A 23368-nucleotide genomic window follows, 5' to 3' on the forward strand; every position below is an offset into this window, starting at 1 on the left:
TTTTCTAAAATGAAACATCTAAACCAAAGCCAACATACACAGGCGTTGGATAAGACCGGCCGCTGTTTGCACCACCGGCACCTAAGTTGTTGTTAAACTCACTTGCTTCAGGATCCAGGAACTTTAACTTAGAAAGCGTCAATAAATTCTGACCTGATAAATAAGCTCTCAGATTTTGCATACCCAGCTTACCGGCTATCTTTTTAGGTAAAGTGTAACCTAACTGCACATTTTTTAAACGAGCATAAGCCGCATTAAAAATATACAGGTTAGAGCCCTGACGGAAGTTGTTCTGGTTAGATGCGCTGCCATTTGCTGCTAAACGAGGATACTCGGCATCTGGATTAGTAGGTGTCCAGAAATCGAGCTGATGCTGATACATAGTTTGGCCGTAGTTATAGTGAAACGGCTCCACCAGTTCGCCACGCAGGAAAGTACTACGGCGGCCTACACCCTGTATGAAGATATTCAGATCGAAAGCTTTATAGTTTACAGCATAGGTTAAGCCAAAAGTGTAACGTGGAAAAGGGCTACCCAGTACGAACCTGTCGCGGTCGTTAATCACGCCATCCTTATTCACATCCACATAGCGGATATCGCCCGGAGACAGGGCCAGGCCGGCCGGTTTAGGCCCGGTAGCAATTTCTTCCAGATTTTGAAAATACCCATCACGTTTCAAACCCACGTATGATTGGTAAGGCAAGCCCTCCTGCAAAATCACCTGCATTTCATCAAAGGTCTGTATCCGGGTGTTACCATCGTAACGTAATACTTTGTTTTTAGTATCACCTACATTCACGCTAATGGCATGGTTAAAGTCACGACCTTTGATACGGTAAGTGGCATTTACCTCCCAGCCTCGGTTAAGCAGCTCACCTGCGTTATAATCAGGGAAGTTTGCGCCAAACACACCTGGTATAGCGGGCGGAATTAAAATATCACGCGTATGTTTACTAAAGTAATCTAAAGATACAGTAAGCGTATTTTTCAGGAATGTAGCATCAGCACCTAAGTTAAGTGTTGCTGCACGCTCCCATCTGATATCCGGATTGGCAATATTTTGCCTTGCACCATTTACAACATTGTTACCAAATCCGTAAGCTTCGTTTAAATTGCCAAATGTGGTTATATATTGGTAATTACCCACGTTTTGGTTACCTAAGATACCGTATGAGCCCCTAAGTTTGATATCGCCAACGTTGGTGCGATATTTTTCCATAAATCGCTCCTGCGTGATACGATAACCAGCTGAAACTGACGGAAAGAATGCCGAACGATAATTTGAAGCAAACCTTGACGACGCATCAAGCCTGAAGCTAAACTCACCATAATACTTATCTTCATAGGAATAATTAGCCCGTCCAAGAACAGAATTCAGGCTGTATTCACTGGTACGTTGATTAGTATTTACTGAACTGCCTGTATTAACAATTGTTCCTGAAATTGGCGTGCCTAATTCCGGATCGGTAAGTGTTCTGAACAGTGCATTACCTTCACTTTTATACGATTCATTAGATACGCCCAGCAACACTGTGGTGTAATGCTTTTTGTTGAACACCTTGTTAAACTCCGCCAAAAACTGAGTATTAAGCAGCAAATCTTTGAAGTTTTCATCATTGGTATTGCGGTCAGCACCTGAGGTACCGCGAGGAAAGTAATTTACCTGGAAAGTGCGCGCAAACTGGTGATTGGCATTTAATGTACCGCCAAACACACCACGCAATTTCAAAAAGTCAGTTACAGCAACCTCTGCGTTTAAACTTCCAAATAAGTTATCGTTGTCATATTTACGGTAACCACCTTTTTCGAGTACCCCCAATGGGTTAAACTCGCTCAGTACATCGTTTGTAAGGTAACGGCCTTGATCGTCTTTAAGGTCGTAATAAAGTGGCACACGGCTCGCATCTACAATTAAGGTAGAGGTTGACGACGAATGATCTTTAATATTGGTACGGGCGTAAGCCAATATGCTGGTTAATTTAAGTTTACCATACTCGTTAGTTAAATTTAACCGGTAATTGTAACGTTTTAAGCCATAATCAGGTCCAACCAGGTTGTTTTCCTGATTTACGTAACCAGCAGACACGAGGTAGGTCGAATTGCTATTACCACCCGATAAACTCACGTTGTGATTTTGTTGCAGGGCGTTTTGCAGAATGGCATCCAAAAAGAATTGCTTATCACCTTGCTGTTGAAAATTCCGGATCTGCTCAGGGCTAAATATCACCGGTTGGCCAGCATTCACATTAGCCTGATTTCGTAATATCGCATTCTCGTAACCATGTATAGGTTTATAGAACGTTTTAGGAATTTGTACGCCCACCAAGCCATTATAAGCAAGTACAGGTTTGCCGTTTTTATTACCTTTTTTTGTTGTAACTAATATGACACCGTTTGATGAACGGGAACCGTAAATAGCTGCAGCTCCGGCATCTTTTAAAACAGATACGCTTTCAATATCAGATGGGTTCAGCAGGTTGATATCTCCACCAACTAAACCATCGATTACCACCAGCGGCGTATTATTACCCATAGTACCTATACCCCGGATATTGATATTGGCAGGTTGGCCGGGTTCATTGCTACGTTGCTGGATGTTAAGGCTGGGCGATGTACCCTGCAATGCCTGGGTTACATTCACAGCCGGCTTACCCTGAATAGCATTTGACGACACCTGATCTACCGCACCGGTAACCGAAGCACGCCTTTGCGTACCGTAACCCACTACCACTACCTCGCTCAGCGAGCTTTGGTTTGGAGCCAGCTTTATATCAATAGTAGCACTTCCGGTAAATGCTTTTACTTGGGCTACATAGCCAACAAAGCTAAATGTTAACGTACCCGATGGAGCTGAAACGTTTAACTGATACTTTCCATTCAGGTCAGTTGCGGCACCTTGCTGGCTGTCTTTAACCCTTACATTTACGCCGGGTAACGGTTCGCCTTTCTCATCAACTACGGTACCCTGTAAACGGGTGGTTTGCGCAAATCCATTCAGCACACTGCAGGTTAATAAAGCTACCAACATAACAGTTGTTTTTACCCACCTTAACGGTGCCGATCTGGATGAATTAATTTTGTAAGTAAAAATTCTCATAAATTACATCATATAGGTTCAATAAGATTTTAAGGACTGATTTTGGTTAATCATCAATGCGAGACATGTTGATTACTGCCTGATTTATAGAAAAAACAACAGCAAAATGCCAACAAGCCTCCGGCTTCCATGAGCAAATGGGTACAGGTTTCATAAAAATTAGTTAAATGATTATTACTACAGATTAGTAATTGGTTACTGGCACCAAATATAAAAACTAAATTGTTTTAGCAAGCAATGAAACTTGGTTTTTATCAAACTTTCAAAAAGAATGGATTTCTTTTAAAATTAACGAAGAGATAAACGTATTTAACAGTTAACAAGCATATTGATATGCTTGTTAACTGTCAGTGAGTTTCTGCGGATAGTGATTAAGAGGCTTGCGCTTGCCTATACTCTTACTTTGTAAAACTTAACCGCAAAAGCAAATATCACGGCATAGCAAATAATTGGCAAATAATAGGCTGTGGCCACATCATGATTGGCTACGAGGCCCATAAGCAGCGGGAAGAATGCCCCGCCAACAACACCCATTGAAATGAATGAAGACGCCTGCTGTGTTTGTGCACCCAGGTTTTTGATACCTAAACTAAATATAGTTGGAAACATAATGCTGAAAAAGAAATTGATCATCAGCAAGGCAATAAACGATGCCCAGCCCCAGCTTTGCGCAACAATTAAACACATAATTATGCTACCGGCTGTAAATAGTGCCAGCAACTTATTAGGTGCAATAAAACGCATTAGTGCTGTACCGGCAAAACGACCTACCAGCATCAGACCCATAAATACGAAACCCATGTAAGCACTTGCCTCTCTATCGCCCATGTGCATTTTTTCATGACAATAGTTCAGAAAAAAAGCCCACGTACCAGATTGTGCAGCTACATTGAAGAGTTGCGAAATAGCAGCCCAAACGAAGTGTCTGTTTTGAAATAACTTTTTAGAAGGCACAGGCACTTCCTCTACATCAAAACCTTGTGTAATCGGCGCATGCGGATCAACCAAAGCAGGCACTTTTACAAAAGAGAATGAAATGGCAACTACTGTCACTAAAACGCCTATAATGATATAAAGTATTTTAATCGAATCCAACCCGGCTTCTGTGCTTTCGCCGCCGTTTCCAAACACGAAAAAGCCACCGATAAGCGGGCCAAGCATCGTACCTAACGCATTGAACGATTGTGCAAAGTTGATACGCTGATCGCTGGTTTCCTGATGGCCGAGCGATGCCACAAACGGGTGCGCTACAGTTTCAAGCGTAGACAAGCCACATCCTACAATAAACAACGCAAGCCTAAAAAAATTAAATGATTGTGCATTGGCTGCCGGCACAAACAAGAATGCACCGATAGCAAATAAGGATAGCCCCAGCAATACACCACTTTTATAACCAAATCGCTTCATAAATAAACCAGCTGGTATACCCATTACAAAATAAGCCCCAAACACAGAAAACTGCACCAGGCCCGACTGCGCTTTGGAAACATGTAACACTTCCTGAAAGTGTTTATTCAATACATCAGATAAAGAAATGGCAACGCCCCAAAACATAAAAAGGGAAGTTACAAACACAAGCGTAACTAAAAACTTCTTGTCGGTAAAAGTAGGTTTGATAGTAGTCATGAAGTAGGTTATAATTGGTTAGTAAGCCAACATCAATAATATTGGCTTACAGCAGTTTGCTTTTGCAAGATAAAAAAAGACTGTTTATTTTATATTCTTTACCTGTTCTAAAACAGCGTATATTTCAATCATGGCACCTTGATCAATCAGGCGCTTTTCCGGCCTGTTTCCTACAAGATTATTGGCATCACGTTCTTTTTCCCAAATCTGGTCCGCATCCTGTCTGAAAAAATCGATCCATTCGCGGTTTTTATCGATTTTGTAAAGCTCTACATAACCGCGAAGCATTACAGCATTAAACCAATATTCGTTAGGCAAGCGGCCATTCTTAAAGAAATGCGCTTTACCTGCTTTAGCTACACGCTGAGCCTCTGCTAAATATTTTTTATCTTTAGTAATGTTGTACAGCAACGCAGCAGATTGCAGCATAGTGCCGGTATTATACGTGTAAGCAGCTTTGGCCAGCTCCATCGACGGCAGTTTAATATTGTCATAATAAACACCTTCGGGTGCTTGCAAGTGTTTTTGGGTCCAGTTATAAATATCGAGAGCCGTTTGCAGATACTTTTTATTTTTAGTGGCTTTGTACAGTTGCAACGCTACCAGCACACCGGGCCCGTTTGAGCAGGTATTTTTAGTCGTTTTATCCTTTTCGCGCCAGTAAATACCACCTCCTGCAACGGTATCCAAACCGCCCAGCATAAAACGGTAAATCATCTTGGTGGTATCTATATACTTTTTATCGTGCTTGCGCTTATAGGCATCCATAAAGGCAATAGCAATCCACTGATTGTCATCATAATACAGGGTAGTGGTTTTCTCTTTAACCACATAATCCTGATACGCCGGATATGGCACACCTGGCCGGTAATATTGCGCAATAGCTTTTTCGACCGGCAACATGTAACTCTTTTGCGGTTCCAACACTTCCATTTCGTTAGCCGCCTGTATGTAAGCACAAAGGGGCCACAGGTACGAATGCGGATGCTCGTTTTTAGCCGGATCGGTAGTTTCAATATACAGATCGCTCTTCGAATCTTTGAGGTGCGTGTTAATAGCCTTATATAAATCCTTTATATGGCTTTTGTAAGGTGAGGTTTGCGCCTCGGCCCTATGGAAACCAACAGTTGCTGCCAGTATAATTATTGCTTTAAAGTAGCTTCTCATATCAGTTTTTTAAAATACGGGGAATCATTTTTTATGCAGGATAGCCACATAACCACCACCTGTTGTCATATTAATTTTCACTTTGGAATTCTTGTTTACCTCTAAAGTTTCCATTTTGAAATCCTTAGCGTTCTTATCGGCGTTGGCACCATCTTTCCATACCTGCATGGTGTAATTACCATCGCCCAGGAATGAGAGATCAAGATTTAATTCACGGGCGCTCCAGTCTGTCATGGAACCAATATACCAATCATTGTTAGGTGCCTGACGTGCCATGGCTACATACTGCCCTACGGCACCTGCCAACGGAACGGTTTGCTGCCATACAGTAGGCACGGCTTTCAGAAACTCCATACATTCCGGTTCGCGGTAGTAGTGTGTAGGTATGTCGCAAAGCATTTGCAACGGGCTTTCGTAAATTACATACATAGCCATTTGATTGCAGCGTGTACCCAGCGTCATGGGTTCGGACGGTACAGCGGCGAAGTCATTTTTTTGCACATTGATCATGCCGCCCGGCGTGAAATCCATAGGGCCGGCCGCCATGCGAATGAAAGGCAAAGTGGCCGTATGCGGCGGATCGATACCTGCTGCAAATTTGGTATTCTCATTACCCATTACGCCTTCCGACGTCATTACGTTCGGGTAAGTTCTGCTCCAGCCGGTAGGTTTATACGCACCATGAAAATCAACCAGCAGTTTTCGCTTTGCAGCGGCCTGGGCCACTCTTTCATAGTAGTTTACCATATCCTGATCGTCGCGCTGCATAAAATCAACCTTGATACCTTTAATGCCCCAACGTGCAAAGGTATCCAGCGCCATGTCCAATTGCTTATCTAATACCACCCAGCTGGTCCATAGCAGCAGGTTTACCCCCTTGCTTTGTGCATATTTGGAAAGCTCCTCTACATTAATGTCTTTTACCTGCTTCATCAGGTCGCGGGTATCGCACCATCCTTCATCAAGCAGTACATACTCGATGCCGTACTTAGAGGCAAAGTCAATGTAATATTTGTAAGTATTGTTGTTGATACCGGCTTTAAAATCAACGCCGTAAATGTTATTGTAATGCCACCAATCCCACTGTACTTTGCCCGGTTTCACCCAGCTATAATCGCCGGTTGACGGGCGGCCCAGTAAATAGGGTAACTGGTTGGTTAAAATATCCTGATCGGCTTTGGCCACCATCAGAATACGCCATGGAAATTCCTGTGCACCGTTTACCTGCGCAATGAAACTTTCGCGGCTAACTACTTTTTCATCACGGTCGCCTTCAATTTTCTTTTCTTTTGGGTAGTGTGGAAAAACAGCCCGCAAACCGCCTTTGCCATTGCCACGAACCCACATACCGGCATAATTAAACAAACCGGCCTCGGTTAATAGCACCTTAGTGCCGCTTACATCAAACAGCACAGGTAAACTGGCCAGCTTTTGCGGCGTAATCTGGCTTACTGCGTAATTTTTATACTTGCGCTCATTGTGCGAATAAAAACCATCCTCTTCAGGATACCATGCTTTTGCGCCATCTGCAAAATTTAGTGCAGCCTGCTCATCCAATACCTTGTACACCTTTTTGCTGTTGTTAATCCAGTGCCATGCCACGCCATTATTATAAGCGCGCCACTCCAACGATACCCCATTACTGAAATCCAGGTGCAACTGTGAATAATTGTCGGCAACGGTTTTGCTTTTTTGCCATACTACCGGACTCAGATTGCCTTGATGCTTAGTTTGAGCAGTTTTAGTTACCTTCCAGCCCGAAGCACTATCGGCATCGGTTTTAAAACTTATTGCTGATGATGCAGCAAGCGGTTTACCGTTTTGCGAAAGCTGATAATAAATACTGTCTGCAACAGACAACTCTACTTTAATAGACTTGTCGGGCGATGTAAGTACGTACTTCTTTTGTGCAAAACCGGCTGCTGATAAAAGCACTAAGCTACCGATCAATATGGCTCTGGTAAATTGCATAGAGGCTAATTGGTTAGTTTAAGCAGTGATAAGGTTTAGGTTTAAATAGCTTTTAGCTTAATAACTGCGGTTTAGTTTGATACGTTTTCCATAAAAACTCACCAAATATGGTATTGGTCCATGCAAACCAGCTACGGGTAAATTTGGCTGGATTATCTTTATGGAACGACTCGTGCATAAAGCCGGTATCACCATGCGTTTTTTGCAGCGTTTGTATACAGTACCTGATCTCGTTATCATCAGTACTGGTAAGCCCACGGGCAATAATACTCAATGGCCAAATCATATCTTTACCAATGTGTGGACCGCCTATGCCCTCGCCTGCTGTTCCTTTGAAGAAGAACGGGTTATCTTCTGAAAGTAAAAGCTTACGGGTATTCTGGTAAATCTCGTCATTCAAATCAACAGCTCCTAAATAAGGCAATGCCAGCAAGCTCGGAATGTTAGCGTCATCCATAATGTTATAACTGCCAAAGCCGTTTACCTCATAGGCATAGATTTTACCATATTTAGGGTGCGATGCAATAGCATGCTCTTTCAAAGCCTGCTCTACTTCGGTAGCCAATGCGCTTAATTCGGTTGCCGTAGCACTATCCTTAGCGATAGTAGTCATCATCTCGGCAGCCTGCTTTAAACTAACTACAGCAAAAAAGTTAGATGGTATCAGGAACGAGTAGATAGTAGCATCATCACTCGGGCGGAATGCCGAGCAAATTAAACCCACGGGTTTAACTGGGTATCCGTATCCATTCATAGGCACACCATCAGTAGCCCACGCTGTTTTGCGCTGAAACGAATAAGGCCCGTCGCCGTTTTTGCGTTGCTGCTCTTTAAACGTTTTCAGAATGTTTTTAACGGCTTGCTGCCAGGTTGCATCAAACGGGCGGGTATCACCTGTACTTTTCCAGTAATGGTAAGACAAACGTACCGGATAGCACAGGGAGTCGATTTCCCATTTGCGCTCGTGCAGGCCCGGCTTCATCTGCGTTAAATCGTGCGACCACTCGCCTACTTTATTGTCATCATCATAAAAGGCGTTTGCATACGGATCTTTATTGATGCACTTTGCCTGGCGGCTAATTACACCGGCAATCAGGTCTTTTAAATGTGCATCCTTGTTGATAAAGGTTAAGTAAGGCCATACCTGTGCCGTACTATCGCGCAGCCACATAGCATCAATATCACCTGTAATTACATAAGTATCAGGCCGTCCGTCTTTGCTGGTATAGGTAACGGTGGTATCCAGTGTGTTAGGGAAGCAGTTATTAAACAACCAGGCCAGCTCTTTATTTTTTACGTTTTTGCCAAACTCAGCAATAGCTTTCTCAATAGCCTTACTGGTAAACTTACGTTGAGCAGGTGCAACACGCACCACTTTAAAATCGGGTGCCAGTGCTAATGATTCTAAACTACCCAGCGTAAGGGCGCCAGCGCCGGCAATACTTGTGTTTCTTAAAAAAGTACGTCTTTTCAAAGGATGTTCAATTTAGATGATGAATACAGCAGGCCACGCAACGGCATGCTTATTGGTTAGCTTAAATATATAATTAATTGAGTAATTGCCTTAAACGATAGTATACCAATTTTCAACAATCAATAAGAGACGATAGTTTAATCAGCCCTTGCTCACCCTTACTTTTGGCTACACCAACCGCCTGTAATACCTACACCGGCCTGCTCGTCAATACTATATTACTCAGAATAATTACTATAGGTTTATAATCACAGCAAATATGTAAAACGTTTTAGCTATTACAAAGGATTAGATCAATAATTTTCAAATAAGTAATTCTTAAAAATGAATTCTTATTTAGATAATGATGACCGACGCAACATAAATGATGTAGCCAGCTCAATCTTATGCTGTGTTTTATCGGTATCAGTTTGTGCAAGCCGGGTTAACAATAAATTAATGGCATGCTCGGCAATTTGCTCGGTAGGCTGCGAAATACTGGTGATAGATGGCGTATGGAGTTCAAACAGTTCGTAATCATCAAAGCTGATGATACCCATCGTTTGCAACATTTGATGATCCCTGGCCGCCATAGCCTTTAGTCCGCTTACACACAAATAGTTTGTTGCAAAAAGTATCGCATCAAGCTGCGGCTGTTTATCTAAAAATCCAGATAGCTGCTGCATGGCCTGTATACTGCTCTCATAAGCCACCTCCTCAACAACTGCATTCAGCCCGTTTGCCTGAATTGCTTTTTGATAACCTAAAAGGCGGTCGGCCATTTGCGGCTGCTTTGAATCGATAGTAACAAAAGCTACGTTTTTATAACCATTATCAATCAGGTGCTGTGTAGCCGTGTAAGCACTGCGCTCGTTGTCAATCACTACATAATCGGCCTCAACACCGGTTGCATAGCGGTCAATTTGCACTACCGGCCTGCCACTGTCTATCAGGCTTCGAATATCGTCTTCAATACCTTCGGGCGGCACAATAATGTAACCATCCACGTGGCGTTCACGGTACATCATAATCAGCTCACGCGCTTTTTCTGTATCGTTGCCGGTGCTACTATAGATAATTTTATAGCCGTTCTGGTACGCATTGGCTTCAATGGAGCGGGCTATTGCCGAAAAGAACGGGTCGGAAATATCTTCTACCAGCAAGCCTATGGTGTTGGTTTTGCCTGTGCGTAAGCTGCGGGCGAGTGAACTTGGCTTGTAGTTTACCTCCTGCACAAAATCCATCACCTTTTTCACCAGTGCTTCGCTGATCCGCTTTTCCTTTGCCCTGCCATTCAGAATAAAGGATACGGTTGTAATAGAAATACCTAACTGATTAGCGATGTCATTAATAGAAATTTTCTTCTTCACTGGTAAGGAATCTGGGTTTGTGGGCTAATTTAGCAACTTTAACACAGTTAGCAATTTATCTGATTCAAAAGTGTTACATACCTACCAACCAATGACAATCGGCAAGTAAAAGTTAGTGCTAATAAGAAAGCCCCTGCATAATGCAGGGGCTTTTTGCCTACAATAAATTAAGCAATATATTATTTATCGTTTACAGATAATGAGTAAGGTGCATCTGCACTGCTGGTACCCTTAGCCGTATTTGGCGTAGCCTGCATTTTTACATTAATGGTTGCCCCTTGCTGTAATGCACTGTGGCTGATCCAGTTTTTGCTATAAGGCTTGCCGTTATATAAATAGTTGCCCACATAACGGTTAGTAGCGCTGTTACCGGCAGCATTGATAGTTACGGTTTTACCGTTTTCCAGCTGTAACGTAACCTTTTTGAACAATGGCGCACCTAAAACATACTGATCGGTTGCAGGGCATACGGGGTAGAAGCCTAATGATGAGAAGATATACCAGGCAGAGGTTTGTCCGTTATCCTCGTCGCCACAGTAACCATCAGGGGTTGCTTTGTACAAACGATCCATCACTTCACGTGCCCAGTATTGAGTTTTCCAGGGCTGGCCTGCATAGTTATACAGATAAATCATGTGCTGAATAGGCTGGTTACCGTGTGCGTACTGGCCCATGTTCATGATCTGCATTTCGCGGATCTCGTGGATAACGCCACCATAGTAGCTGTCATCAAAAACCGGCGGCATAGTGAATACCGAATCCAGTTTACTAACAAACCGTTGCTTACCACCCATCAGGTCAATTAAGCCCTGCACATCATGAAAAACCGACCATGAGTAGTGTAAACTGTTACCTTCAGTAAAGGCATCGCCCCACTTAACCGGGCTGAATGGCGACTGGAAGCTGCCATCTTTATTTCTGCCACGCATCCAACCGGTTGCCGGATCGAACAGGTTTTTATAGTTGTAGGATCTCTTTTTGTACAGAGCCAGTTCAGATGCAGGACGTTTAAGCATTTTGCCTAATTGATAGATAGTAAAATCATCATAAGCATACTCCAGCGTACGGGCGGCATTTTCGTTGATTTTTACATCATATGGCACATATCCTAAATCGTTGTAATACTTAACACCATAACGGCCAACTGCCGACATAGGGCCTTCATTGTTGGCACCGTGCAGCAAAGCTTCGTACAGTTTATTGATATCATAACCACGCAGGCCTTTCACATATGCATCTGATACTACCGATGCAGAGTTGTTGCCCACCATAATATCGGCATAACCCGGGCTTGACCATTCAGGCAACCAACCACCCTCTTTGTAATCATTCAGCAAGCCTTCTTGCATCTCTTTGTTTACAGAAGGGTAAACCAGGTTTAGGAACGGATACAACGCTCTGAACGTATCCCAAAAACCGGTACCCGCAAACATATAGCCCGGCAAGGTTTTGCCGTTGTAAGGGCTGTAGTGAACAGGTTTGCCTTGCTTATCCAACTCGTACAGCTTATTAGGGAACATCACCATGCGGTACAGGCATGAATAGAAAGTACGCATCTGATCAATGCTGCCACCTTCTACTTTCAAGCGGCCCAGAGTTTGGTTCCACGCTTTTTGTGCCTTGTTAAGCGTTGCATCAAAGCTATCATTACCTAACTCGCGTTGCAGATTAAGCTCGGCCTGCTCGGCACTGATGAATGATGAAGCTACACGCAGATGCACCTTCTCACCGTTGCGGGTTTTAAAGCCTACAATGGCGCCCAATTGCTTGGCTGTAATTTCTAACGAATCACTGGCCAGGGTTTTTCCGTGGAAAGTTCTGGCAAGTGTAAACGGCTTATCACTGTAAATAACAAAGTAGTTTTTGAAGTTAGACGGCAGCGGACCGCGTGCATAACTGGTAGTGTAACCTACAATCTTATTTTGCTGAGGAATTATTTGTATGTGCGAACCTTTACCAAAAGCATCAACCACAATAAAAGCGCTGTCGGCTTTAGGGAAGGTGAGCTGGAACTGGGCAGCACGCTCTGTAGCAGTCAATTCGGCTTTTACGTCCATATCGGCCAGGTACACGCTGTAGTAATGCGGCTTGGATATCTCGGCTTTGTGACTGAACCAGCTGGCGCGATCTTCCTGCGTGAAACGCATATGGCCGGTTACCGGCATAATAGCAAACTGGCCATAATCGTTCATCCACGGTGATGGCTGGTGGGTTTGCTTAAAGCCATTGATCTTGTCGGCATCGTAAGTATACTGCCAGCCGCTACCCATTTTACCGGTTTGCGCTGTCCAGAAGTTCATGCCCCAAGGCACGGCTACTGCTGGGTAAGTGTTACCGTTTGAGAGGTCGGGCTTGGACATGGTACCCATCAATGGGTTCACCAAATCGGCGTAATTGGTTCCTCCACCCGTTGTTTGGGCCGAGGTTAGCTGTTGGCTGGCTAATAATGTAATTATAGTCAGTAACTTCTTCATGTAAAATATGGATTGGTATTAGTTGTTAAAAAATGATTGCACAGGTGGCAAGGCGCTGGTACCGGTAGCCCATTTCTGATTGGGCTTACTGCCCATCACAAATTCGAGCTTACCGCCCTGCATTATTTGCTGCTGTGTAATATAGGTTTTATTGTAAAGTTTACCGTTTAATTTTACCGATTGGATATAGCAATTAACCGTAGATGCATTTTGCGTACTTACCGCAAAGGTTTTACCATTATCCAGTTTGATACCCGCCTGCTTCAACACCGGCGAACCGATCATGTATATACCACTGGCCGGGTTTACCGGGTAAAAGCCCATCGCACTAAATATATACCATGACGACATCTGTCCGCAATCTTCATTACCTGAATAACCCGATGATGAATTGTTATACAGCTCATTCAGTACTTTGGCTACGTATTGCTGGGTTTTCCAGGGCTGGCCTACATAATCGTATAAATAAGCTACGTGGTGGCTTGGCTCGTTACCATGTGCATACTGGCCAATAAAGCCTGATGCATTACCGTTTACCTCGCCGGGCAAATCTTTCAAGGAGAAAAATTTATCCAGTTTTTGGATAAAAGGCTGATTACCGCCTACTAACTTCACTAAACCTGGTACATCCTGCGGCACATACCAAAAGTATTGCCAGGCATTACCCTCGGTGTAAGGATTGCCGCCATTGCCGCCATATTGCAGCGGGTTAAAAGGCGAAAGCCATTTGCCATCCTTATTTTTAGCCCTAAAGAAACCGCTTTGCTTATCGTACAAATTAGCGTAAAAGGCAGAGCGTTGCATAAAATGATTATAATCCTGCGTTTTACCCAGCTTTTTAGCGAGTTGGGCTACGCACCAGTCATCATAAGCCATTTCGAGCGTAATGGAAACGGATTGCGACTGCAGATCTTCGGGAATGTATTTGTATTTTTCCCATACACCAAACGGTGAGCCGGGATGATCCAGCATGGATGAGCCTTTAACTGCCTCATAAGCTTTTTCCAGATCAAAACCTTTGATACCTTTCAGGGCTGCATCTACAATTACCGGGATGGCGTGGTTGCCTATCATACAATAATTTTCGTCGCCCCATAATTGCCAGATGGGTAAATAACCGTAGGTATTGTACTGGCGCATCATGCTGTTCACAAAATCAGCAGTACGGTCGGGCTGTGTTAATGTATACAGCGGGTGTGCCGCACGGTAAGTATCCCACAAAGAGAAAGTGGAATAATGCTTTTTGTCTTTAGCATTTTGTATGGTAAAGTCGCTTGCCTGATAGTCGCCATTAACATCGGCCATGTTGTTGGGCTGTGTAAAGGCATGGTACATACCTGTGTAGAAAATCTCTTTCTGTATAGGCGTACCTTCAATTTCAATTTTGTGCAGTTCTTTTTCCCACTGGGCATTAGTTTCTTTAACCGTACCGTCAAAATCCCAGTCAGATAGTTCGGCTTTCATATTTTCACGGGCATTTTCTACACTTACCGGTGATAGGGCTACTTTAACCAGCAGTTGCTGTTGTGATTGCGTATCAAAATTAAGGGCAGCTTTGATGTTGGTGCCATTAACCAGAGGCAGGCCCTGGTAAGATTTACTGCCCTCGAACATGACGTTGCTTACAATGGGCTGCGAAAACTCGGCTCTGAAATATACCTTACGTAACCGGGCCCATCCTGTTAGTATGCGGTAGCCTTCGATGGTTTTATTATCCACCATTTTAATTTCGGCACCGATAATACGGCATGACCAGTAAGTACGCTTTTTATCTAAGGAGTGATTAAGGTCAAGAATTACATGCGCATCTTTACCTTTAGGGAAAGTATAGCGATGGATACCTACGTGGCTTGTGGCGGCCAGTTCGGCATTGATGCCATAATCCTGTAGCATTACCTGGTAGTAACCTGGGCGGGCCTGCTCCTGGCTGTGCGAAAAGCGGGAACGGTAACCGCTGCCCGGCGTTTCGGCTTTACCTGGCACGGCCTTAATTTCGCCGGTGGTTGGCATCAGCAATATATCGAACAAGTCGGCAACGCCGGTACCGCTTAAGTGGGTATGACTAAAACCTGTGATGGTTTTGTCGTTATAATCATAGCCTGATGCCGGGTCATCCGGTGCATCACGCGTATCGGGACTTAATTGTACAAAACCAAATGGCACTGTAGGGCCAGGAAAGTTACTGCCCGACAAGCTGTTCTTATTTACAGCGCCGGTGCCAATAAACGGGTTAACATAGCGGGTAAGCTTCCCGTCTTTTTGCTGGGCTTGCAGAGATGAGGCTATCAGCAGCAAGCCAGCAAGAAGAGCTTTGTTCATATATCTGTAATTAGTTAAATGTTACGCTGTTGAATAAACGCCGGCAGGTATAAGCAGCACTTCTTCCCTATTCTCTGTAATCAGTTTATACATCCGTTTGCCGGAGTTGGTAAAACGTTTAACCAAATTACGGTTTATTTTTCCAATTATTCTCAAGTAACTTCATAAAATATCCGCCAACCACACTGCGGGCCTGAAAGCCAACCATTTTACCATCCTTGGTTTCATGCCAATCGCTCAATGGTACGCGCGATGGTGTTTCCATAGCAAACTTGTGAATGGGTTCAATAAAAGCTTTAAAATCTTTATTATTATCGGCCAGCGTAGCGGTCCATATAATCCAATCAGACTTGGTATAGGTTTTACGGCTATCCAACGGCAAGCCGTAATCATTCTGCTTTTTTAGGTAATAGTTAATCTCTTTTTTATAAACCTCTTTCGGGAACAAATCCAGGTCCAGCACTTTATCCCATACCAGGTTATATTTCTGGCTCCAGGTATCGGGCTTTTCAAACACCAGCGAGTAGTGGTCATCGGCGGCAGCCAGTTGTTGCCATTTGGCGGCCATTTCCTGGGCGGCTTTACGGTAACTTGCCGCAACATCTTTATAACCTAACTGACCGGCTAACTGTGCATAACCACCTACGGCTACAATGGCTTTAACAGAAAGGTTGGCATTGCGTGCCAGGTGGCCGGCAAAATCGTCGGTACACAACTGGTTAGCCGGATCCAGACCGGCAGCCAGCAGGTATTTAGCCCAGCGGGTAAGTTCTTTCCAGTGTTTACGGGCATATTCGGCATTACCTTCGGCTTTGGCAATGGCAGCAGTCAGGATAATCATATTACCTGATTCTTCTACCGGCATATCTTCACCGTAGGTTTGGCCGTTGGCCAATGGGTAAGTGCCCAAATCGTGCGCAGCAAAATCTTTATTCCATTTGCCGCTTTCGCTGTAATAGAAAATACCGTTCAGCATACCTTTCAACAAATCCGGGTTGTATATCAGGAATAAAGGCGCTGACGGATAGGTTACATCAACGGTGTTGATGGAGCCATTACTAAAGTTTTCTTTTGACAGGAACAGCAAACCAGCATCGGGGCTTTTCACTAAATGGTGCGCAGAGATAGCCTGGCGGTAGGCCAGCACGCACAGATCGGCATATTGCTCGCCACCTGCGTTTTTAGTGGTTTGATAAATGCTTTTATCGAAAGCATCACATTTATTCAGGATGGCTTTGTAGCCGGTTGATGCAGCAGCCAGTTCTTTTTCGATGGTAGTGCCTTTTGTATTTTTCCACCAGGGTTTCAGATTTTGTTTAAAGAACTGAACAGCGTAAATATCATCGTAGCCCAGCATCACATACTTGGTTACGGCCGTTTTGCCAATAGTACCAAACGGAATAACCGTGTTCAGCATCAACTGACGGCCCTGTTTAGCAGTGGTAGTGGTTTTGCCTTCAAAAAATGACGGAACCGCATCACCTGCCGAAGTGATATATTGTGCTACGCCTGCTGCACGTGGAGCAGCCACATACATATATCCCCAGTCAATACGTATATCGTCTCCTTTTTTCTGCAGAACAGGTTGCTGGGTAGTACCTGCTTTTAACATGGCTAACTGGCCCGATGTATACTGCTGTGCCGCCACTTGTTGGGTTGGCTTATCAACAGCGACACTGCTTGATGCGCCAAAAAACACACTTACTTTATGGTTTTTACCATCTCGCGATTTCACCTGGTAGCTTACATAAGATACCGGTCTCGACATCAGGTTCAGGTCATTCATCAGCAGCGGTGAGGTAAAGGTTACCTGCAGGTCAACCGTTTTACCACAGGTAAACGCGTATACGGTTTGGGTAGCTTTTACGGTAACATCTTTTTGTTCGGCAGTTTGGATGCGGTTACCCACACGCTCTTTCACCAAATCGGCCAAACCGGCATCTAGCGATGAGCCACCGGCCGTGTTGGTACAATGGATAGCCATTACGTTACGACCTTTTTTAAGCAGTTTGTTATATTTTTCGTCAAGCGGAATGTAATCGTAATCGCTGTTCCAGCCTTCACGGTCATAAATGCGGCTGCCGTTCAGGTAAATCTCGATATTGTCATCGTGCAGCAGTTTTAGATAAAGCTTATTTACCTCGGTGTTGGTCAGGTTAAATTCTCTACGTATCCAGATATCTTTCACCCATACCGTAGGATAACGATCCTTACTATCACCAAAAGGGCCGGTGCCCTGCTGCCATTGGCTGTCATTATAGTCAGCGTCAGACCAATTGCCCGATGGCTTGGTTTGCGTGTAGCGGCATTGGTAAGGCTTTTCGTCTGATGCAGCGGCCAGTGTACGGTATACGTTAGGCTCTTTGCCTAAAAAGCGGTATACTTCATTATCTACCTTAACAAGGCCGATAAGGGGCTGATCGGCTCCGGTCCAGTGCTTGGTAATGGAACTGTTCAGCGAATCAGACCCCGACCAGATACTGAAATACGTGTGATGTGTTACCAGCGGAAAAGAAGGTGCATGTTTTACCTGGCTGAATGCCACATGCCCCGTTATCATCAAAATGAGGTAACAAAGTAGGCGTAAATTTTTCATAACATAGGTTTTAGAAGGGGTAAAGTTAATTTTCATTTTCGTATTGGTTACATTTACCATGTAATTTTTACGTTCACGCCATTACTGTTATTCTCGAACTGCACGAGGCAGGTGTTACTTGCAGCATCCCATTTATAATCCAATCCTGTAGTCAGCTGCTTACCCTCTACACTGGCCTTGACGCTTAATGGTTTTCGCGGCAATAATATCCGCATTACGTTATGCGTATTTGCCGGGCTTTTGGCCAAAAACGAATAGCTGTTTGTAGTATTACTTTCCCGATACACACGTGCAGCAGCAGCCAGCACGGCAGGCTTTGCAGGGTTGTGCACCTGTTTCAGATTATATAGGAAGGCCTGCTCACCGGGCTGAACTACCTTTTGGGTTAATACGGGGAGTTGCGGATCAAACAGATCAATAACCGGCCCTTTAATTTGCAAAGGCGTTGTGCTCGAGCTTTCATCCAGCACACTGGCTATAGTATACGGGCCACGCTGTAGCATAAAGTAGTTCTTTTGCTGTAGTTTACCGGCATGCGCGTACTGCTCGTAAGCTTTGGCTATCCGGGCGAGGTAATCTGCATCCTGTCCGGCTTTCAGCACCAGTTCTTTAGGGTCCTGTCTAACAATCTCTATCCTGCCCTTTCCGTAGGTATGAGTACTTTGCTTTGAGGATTCAGCAACATGCAGTAGTTTAAACAAATGCTCTGCCGGTGCCTGGTAGTGGTTAGCACCGCTGTTCCACCATTCTTTTACGCTTTGGAACGGATCGTTATCACGGCCGTAATAAATGAGCGTGCCACCTTGTTTTACCCAATCTGCCAGCTTGCTGTGTACCTCTGCAGACAGCGGCTTCATATTGCTATAACTCATTATCAGCACCTTTATGCCGCTCAGGCTGCCGGGGCTACTTAGGTTTTCCATGTGCACGGTTTGTACCGGCACGCCCCTTTTTAACAACGGCAATGCCATACCATAAAAGTTGGATAGCAGCGGATCATCATACCCTTTATGCAATGGAAAACGTTGAAACATCATAGAATTGCCAACCAACACCGCAATGCCTTGCGAGCCGTTAACTTTATTGGCAGATACCGGCATGCTGTTTAATGAATTAATCATCACCTGCATTTGCGTTGCATAGGCCGGCGATATGGGCACCCGCTCAGTGCTGCCTTCCAGCTTAAATTTGCCGTTGTAAATACGCCCAGGCCAGGGCATCACTTCGTAATTGCCTACGGTTGGGTACAGCAACTCTGCCGTGAAAGTAGCTTGATAATTACGTTTGTAATCATTCCAGGTTTGCGGCCGGTCTTCAATAGGGTCGGTAAGCAGGTACATTTTGCGGCCGGTTGGCGCCGTCATGGAAATCATGGAGCCGTATTCCAGAAATGCGTTTTCAAATACACGTTCCTTTTTAACGCCATTATAATAAATCGCAGAGCGCGACGTGCCTGTCCAAATTTGTGCAATGTAGCCGTCCATATCGGGCAGGTTGGCTAAACTGGCCTCCGGGCTTACAATATCCCAGGATGAGTAGTTGATTAAAGAGTGTGTAGGCACATAGCATTTCACCTCCTTACCTATACTGCGGCTATAGCTTTTGGCATACTGAAATACATCTTTCAGTGCATTATAATACAAATGATATTTGAGCTTGGACGACAGGTAAGTGGCTTCGGGCGACTCATGCTGCGGCATCCAGGCCGAGCTGTAATATTTAGCCCATTCTTTTTTGAACGATTCGCTATAACCGGCACGTGCCCAATATTCGGGTTCTTCCAGATAAATGGCTGTTACGCCAGCATCAATCGCTCTTTTTACATGCGATTTAATGTAGGTAAGGTAAGATGGCGATGGCACCACGTAAGGCACCCACTTGCCATGCCAAATAGTATCGCCGTTCATTTGCACCTGGCTATCTTCCCAGTGTGTTTTGCCGTCAAACTTGCCTGTAAAGTAATCCTGATACTGCCCCCAGGCAATGCCCGTCATAAACTGTACGTTATAGCCATGATCGCGCCAGCTTTTAACACGGCCTTCAAAGTTGCCTCCGGCATCGTTAATACCATATACCATAGCAACATCCGAACGGATATCATAACTGGCATCCCAGCCATCGGCCGACTGGAAACTGGTTTTGGATTTATCCGCAGGTGCTTTCTTAGTTATTTGTGCCCTCATTTGCCCTGCACATAATAAGGCAACGGCTGATAGTAAAAGTGCTCGGTTAATCATATCTGTTGCTTATTTTTCGGGAGGACATAACTGCATAAAGGCTACGATACTGCTGGCTTCATAGGATTGAATATCGCCCGATGGACACACAGCTGCATAGTTACGATAAGTTAGCCCCCGCTTTACATCACGATGATTCCAGCCAGCATTTATATTTTTTTGTATCCAGGGCAGGTATTGCGTTTGGCCGGCATCATTTACCAGGCTCATTATATATTGCGCAAATATGGCCTTCAGCACGCCTTGTTCGTTCCAATCGCCTTCGGCAGGTAAGATACCGTTGGTGCTTACACTGTTCATCGTATAATCGGCAGCCAGTTTGGCATCGGCCAGGTAGCTTTTGTCGTTAGTGGTTTTGTACAGCATTACCGCAGCACCTATACAGGTACCATAGTTATAAGTATAGTCCTGAAAGCCCGGCTTATTGTTACCGATTTTATTATCGGCCACGCGTCCTTTTGCTGCATCAAACAAATTGGCCCGCGCCCAGCCATAAACGGCTTTAGCTTTGGTTAGATAAGCTTCGTCTTTCGTAATTTTGTATAAGCGCATAGCGGCAATAACGGTTGGGTAATTGATACAGGAATTTTTACCGGTATGCTTAAAATCCCAGAACATACCACCATCAACCGGGTCATACGAGCCTGCCCAAACATGGCTAAAACCTGAGATTGCTTTTTGCAGATAAGCGTCATTATGAGTGATTTCATAAGCACGGGCCAGCGATATGATCCACCACATCATGTCATCATAAATAAACCAGGTTTGGGTATTGTTCCAGTTATAATTATCGTACTGCTTTGCACCGCCTTCGTAAATGTCTGTAATAAGCTTTAACTGTGCGGCATCTTTAGTGCGGTCATAAACATGCATGGCCATATCCCAGTAAATAGCCTGCGTCCAGATAGCGGCCAGATTATCGCGCTTGGTAGTGCTGTAGTAGAGCTTGGCTGATGGGTTGTAAAAGAAATCGTTAAAGCTTTTATAAGCCGTTGCGGCATCCTGCAGCGTAAACTTCCCGTTAGGCAAACCCGGCTTTGCGGGTGCAGGAGCCGGTGTATCCGTAGCTTTTGAACAGCTGGCAAATGCAATAAAAAGAACGCAGGAAAAGAAATAATAAAGTTTATTCATGGCGGTAGTAATAATACGTTAAAGTGCTGAGAGATATAACAAAAGGCTTTGTAAAATAATTCCAAACAGTTAATATTAAATTATTAACTGTTTGGAATTATACATGGCTTACCAGCCTGGGTTTTGCACCAGCAGGTTATCTACATTCACATCATTTTGCGGGATGGGGAACAGGTAGTGGCGCTTGCTGAATACGCGTGTTTCAAAAGATACCACTTTCAAAAAATCGGGCAGGTTGGCGTTGATATTCAGACCGTAGGTTGGCCCGTTATCAGTCTGCTCGGCAATTTTCCAGCGGCGCACATCAAAATAACGCACATTTTCAAAGGCCAGTTCCACACGGCGTTCTTTTCGGATGGCTTCGCGCATGGCTTCTTTACCGGCTGGTATAGGTAATGAGCCCGACCCATATTGCGGGATGCCGGCTCTTTCACGAATCAGGTTTACATACTTTAACACATCGGCACTTCCGGGTTCGGCTTCATTCAGCGCCTCTGCATAGTCCAGAAAAATATTAGCCAGTCTTAACAAAATACAGCTCCGGTTATTAACATCCCAGTTACCCAGGCCCATGGCTTTACGCACAATATACCCTGTGGGCGAATAATCGTTACCACCAGTAGCTTTGCCGGAGTTGCCGTTGGCGTTCAGCTCGGTAGTAATTACCGTACCGCCATTGGTATTGAGCCAGGTACTGCCGTGGTAAGTTATATTTACGTAAAAGCGCGGTTCGCGGTGTACCCATTGGTTATAAATACCTGCTTTGGTGTACTTGGTAGCATCGGCAGAAAAACCGGATGATACATAATTGGATTGCGGATCGTTAATACTACGGCCGTTTTCCATAAAAAAGGCATCCACCATATTTTGTGTGGCACCCAAGCCACCACTGCCCTTAAACTCACGTGGATACGTGTTATGATAGGGTGTCATCTCATACTGCCGGGATGAAAGCGACGCACCCGGCCGCGCCAGTATAACTTCACTATTCCAATCGGTTAAAAACAGGTCCCTACAAGATAAGTATGGATCAAAGTTTCCATCGGCTCCGTTTTTTCTGAACAAATTGTAAGTACCGGGTACAAACTGATTGATAAATTCGCGGTAAGCATCAGCAGCTACCTTCCATTTATTGGCATCATAAGTTTGGCTTACCAGCTGCTTGCCGTCTTTGTTACGTAAAACGGCTAGATCGGCATTGCCATTGTACAGCGGACTTGCAGCCAACAAATACGCTTGTGCCCTGAAAGCCATAGCAATACCTTTGGTAATACGCCCCAGGTTATCATCGTTTGATACCGTTGCAGGCAAATCGGCAGCGGCGGTTTGCAACTCGCTGGCTACGTAACTTACACACTCATCAAAAGAGCTGCGGGGCAGTTGTACTTCAGAAGCAGGTGCATCAGGCGCTTTTACTTCTTCGCCCAGTAAAATTACCGGCCCGTACAGGCGCATCAGGTAATAATAAAACATGGCACGCAGGGCACGTGCTTCGGCCTTATACTGTACGGCCAGCTGCGGGGTCAAATCATTGGTTACCTTGTCTACATTGGCTATAAAGAAACTGGCCGACCGGATACCCCGGTAGTAATTGCGCCAGTAATCGCCCACAAAGCCCGAATTACTATCGTAGTTACCAATGTTAGTACTATTGGATTGTACGAAGCTCCATACATATTCGGCCTCGTCGCTGCCGCCAGTCCATAAACCGGCATTGCGGTTACCGCCGGGGTTGCGCTGCCCAAATTCGTCGGGAATGTTGGCATACACGTTGGCCAGAAATCTTTCGGCCGTGGCTTTGTTCGAAAAAGTTTCTTCGAGCGTGAGCCTGTCATTGGGTACCTGGTTTAAATAATCTTTACTACAGGATGTTGCAATAAGGCATAGCAACACGATAAATGACGATACTTTTATATATTTTTTCATG

Annotated in this window: 12 protein-coding genes; all 12 read right to left on the reverse strand. The window is 44.6% G+C overall.

What is annotated here, in order from left to right; translation table 11 throughout:
- Positions 1 to 4: 4 nt before the first annotated feature.
- Positions 5 to 3028 carry a SusC/RagA family TonB-linked outer membrane protein gene (locus tag KHS38_RS06690; RefSeq protein WP_213487722.1) on the reverse strand — a complete coding sequence of 1008 codons (3024 nt, stop codon included), beginning with the start codon at positions 3026 to 3028 and terminating at the stop codon, positions 5 to 7.
- Between the two features lie 459 nt (positions 3029 to 3487).
- Positions 3488 to 4723 (reverse strand): L-fucose:H+ symporter permease, encoded by a 1236-nt coding sequence (gene fucP / locus KHS38_RS06695; protein WP_213487723.1) that lies wholly within the window; start codon positions 4721 to 4723, stop codon positions 3488 to 3490.
- Between the two features lie 84 nt (positions 4724 to 4807).
- Positions 4808 to 5890, reverse strand: a complete 1083-nt coding sequence (locus KHS38_RS06700) for a glycoside hydrolase family 76 protein (protein WP_213487724.1) — start codon at positions 5888 to 5890, stop codon at positions 4808 to 4810.
- Positions 5891 to 5914: 24 nt separating this feature from the next.
- Positions 5915 to 7861, reverse strand: coding sequence for a glycoside hydrolase family 97 protein (locus KHS38_RS06705; protein ID WP_213487725.1), 1947 nt, complete (start codon positions 7859 to 7861; stop codon positions 5915 to 5917).
- A gap of 52 nt (positions 7862 to 7913) precedes the next feature.
- A complete protein-coding gene (locus tag KHS38_RS06710) occupies positions 7914 to 9335 on the reverse strand; it encodes a glycoside hydrolase family 125 protein (RefSeq protein WP_213487726.1) in 1422 nt (473 codons plus the stop codon).
- A gap of 332 nt (positions 9336 to 9667) precedes the next feature.
- The gene (locus tag KHS38_RS06715) at positions 9668 to 10684 is read right to left on the reverse strand and encodes a LacI family DNA-binding transcriptional regulator (protein ID WP_213487727.1); all 1017 of its coding nucleotides are present in this window, start codon (positions 10682 to 10684) and stop codon (positions 9668 to 9670) included.
- Positions 10685 to 10863: 179 nt separating this feature from the next.
- Entirely contained in the window at positions 10864 to 13158 is a 2295-nt protein-coding gene (locus KHS38_RS06720; RefSeq protein WP_213487728.1) for a GH92 family glycosyl hydrolase, read from the reverse strand.
- Between the two features lie 18 nt (positions 13159 to 13176).
- Complete coding sequence (locus KHS38_RS06725) at positions 13177 to 15477, reverse strand: GH92 family glycosyl hydrolase (protein ID WP_213487729.1); 2301 nt, start codon at positions 15475 to 15477, stop codon at positions 13177 to 13179.
- A 127-nt stretch (positions 15478 to 15604) separates the two neighbouring features.
- Positions 15605 to 18073: a glutaminase family protein gene (locus KHS38_RS06730; RefSeq protein WP_213487730.1), complete on the reverse strand. Its 2469-nt coding sequence runs from the start codon at positions 18071 to 18073 to the stop codon at positions 15605 to 15607.
- A gap of 53 nt (positions 18074 to 18126) precedes the next feature.
- Positions 18127 to 20310 carry a type 1 glutamine amidotransferase family protein gene (locus tag KHS38_RS06735; protein ID WP_213487731.1) on the reverse strand — a complete coding sequence of 728 codons (2184 nt, stop codon included), beginning with the start codon at positions 20308 to 20310 and terminating at the stop codon, positions 18127 to 18129.
- Positions 20311 to 20319: 9 nt separating this feature from the next.
- A complete protein-coding gene (locus KHS38_RS06740; RefSeq protein WP_213487732.1) occupies positions 20320 to 21441 on the reverse strand; it encodes a glycoside hydrolase family 76 protein in 1122 nt (373 codons plus the stop codon).
- A 108-nt stretch (positions 21442 to 21549) separates the two neighbouring features.
- The gene (locus tag KHS38_RS06745; RefSeq protein ID WP_213487733.1) at positions 21550 to 23367 is read right to left on the reverse strand and encodes a RagB/SusD family nutrient uptake outer membrane protein; all 1818 of its coding nucleotides are present in this window, start codon (positions 23365 to 23367) and stop codon (positions 21550 to 21552) included.
- Position 23368 lies beyond the last annotated feature (1 nt).

Origin of the sequence: Mucilaginibacter sp. Bleaf8 (assembly GCF_018390515.1) — a bacterium.
Lineage (GTDB): Bacteria > Bacteroidota > Bacteroidia > Sphingobacteriales > Sphingobacteriaceae > Mucilaginibacter.

Excerpts from the sequence above, each read along its gene's own strand:
- KHS38_RS06690 (WP_213487722.1), bottom strand. The coding sequence starts at position 3,028 with ATGTTGGTAGCTTTATTAACCTGCAGTGTGCTGAATGGATTTGCGCAA.
- fucP (WP_213487723.1), bottom strand. The coding sequence starts at position 4,723 with ATGACTACTATCAAACCTACTTTTACCGACAAGAAGTTTTTAGTTACG.
- KHS38_RS06700 (WP_213487724.1), bottom strand. The coding sequence starts at position 5,890 with ATGAGAAGCTACTTTAAAGCAATAATTATACTGGCAGCAACTGTTGGT.
- KHS38_RS06705 (WP_213487725.1), bottom strand. The coding sequence starts at position 7,861 with ATGCAATTTACCAGAGCCATATTGATCGGTAGCTTAGTGCTTTTATCA.
- KHS38_RS06720 (WP_213487728.1), bottom strand. The coding sequence starts at position 13,158 with ATGAAGAAGTTACTGACTATAATTACATTATTAGCCAGCCAACAGCTA.
- KHS38_RS06725 (WP_213487729.1), bottom strand. The coding sequence starts at position 15,477 with ATGAACAAAGCTCTTCTTGCTGGCTTGCTGCTGATAGCCTCATCTCTG.
- KHS38_RS06730 (WP_213487730.1), bottom strand. The coding sequence starts at position 18,073 with ATGAAAAATTTACGCCTACTTTGTTACCTCATTTTGATGATAACGGGG.
- KHS38_RS06735 (WP_213487731.1), bottom strand. The coding sequence starts at position 20,310 with ATGATTAACCGAGCACTTTTACTATCAGCCGTTGCCTTATTATGTGCA.
- KHS38_RS06740 (WP_213487732.1), bottom strand. The coding sequence starts at position 21,441 with ATGAATAAACTTTATTATTTCTTTTCCTGCGTTCTTTTTATTGCATTT.
- KHS38_RS06745 (WP_213487733.1), bottom strand. The coding sequence starts at position 23,367 with ATGAAAAAATATATAAAAGTATCGTCATTTATCGTGTTGCTATGCCTT.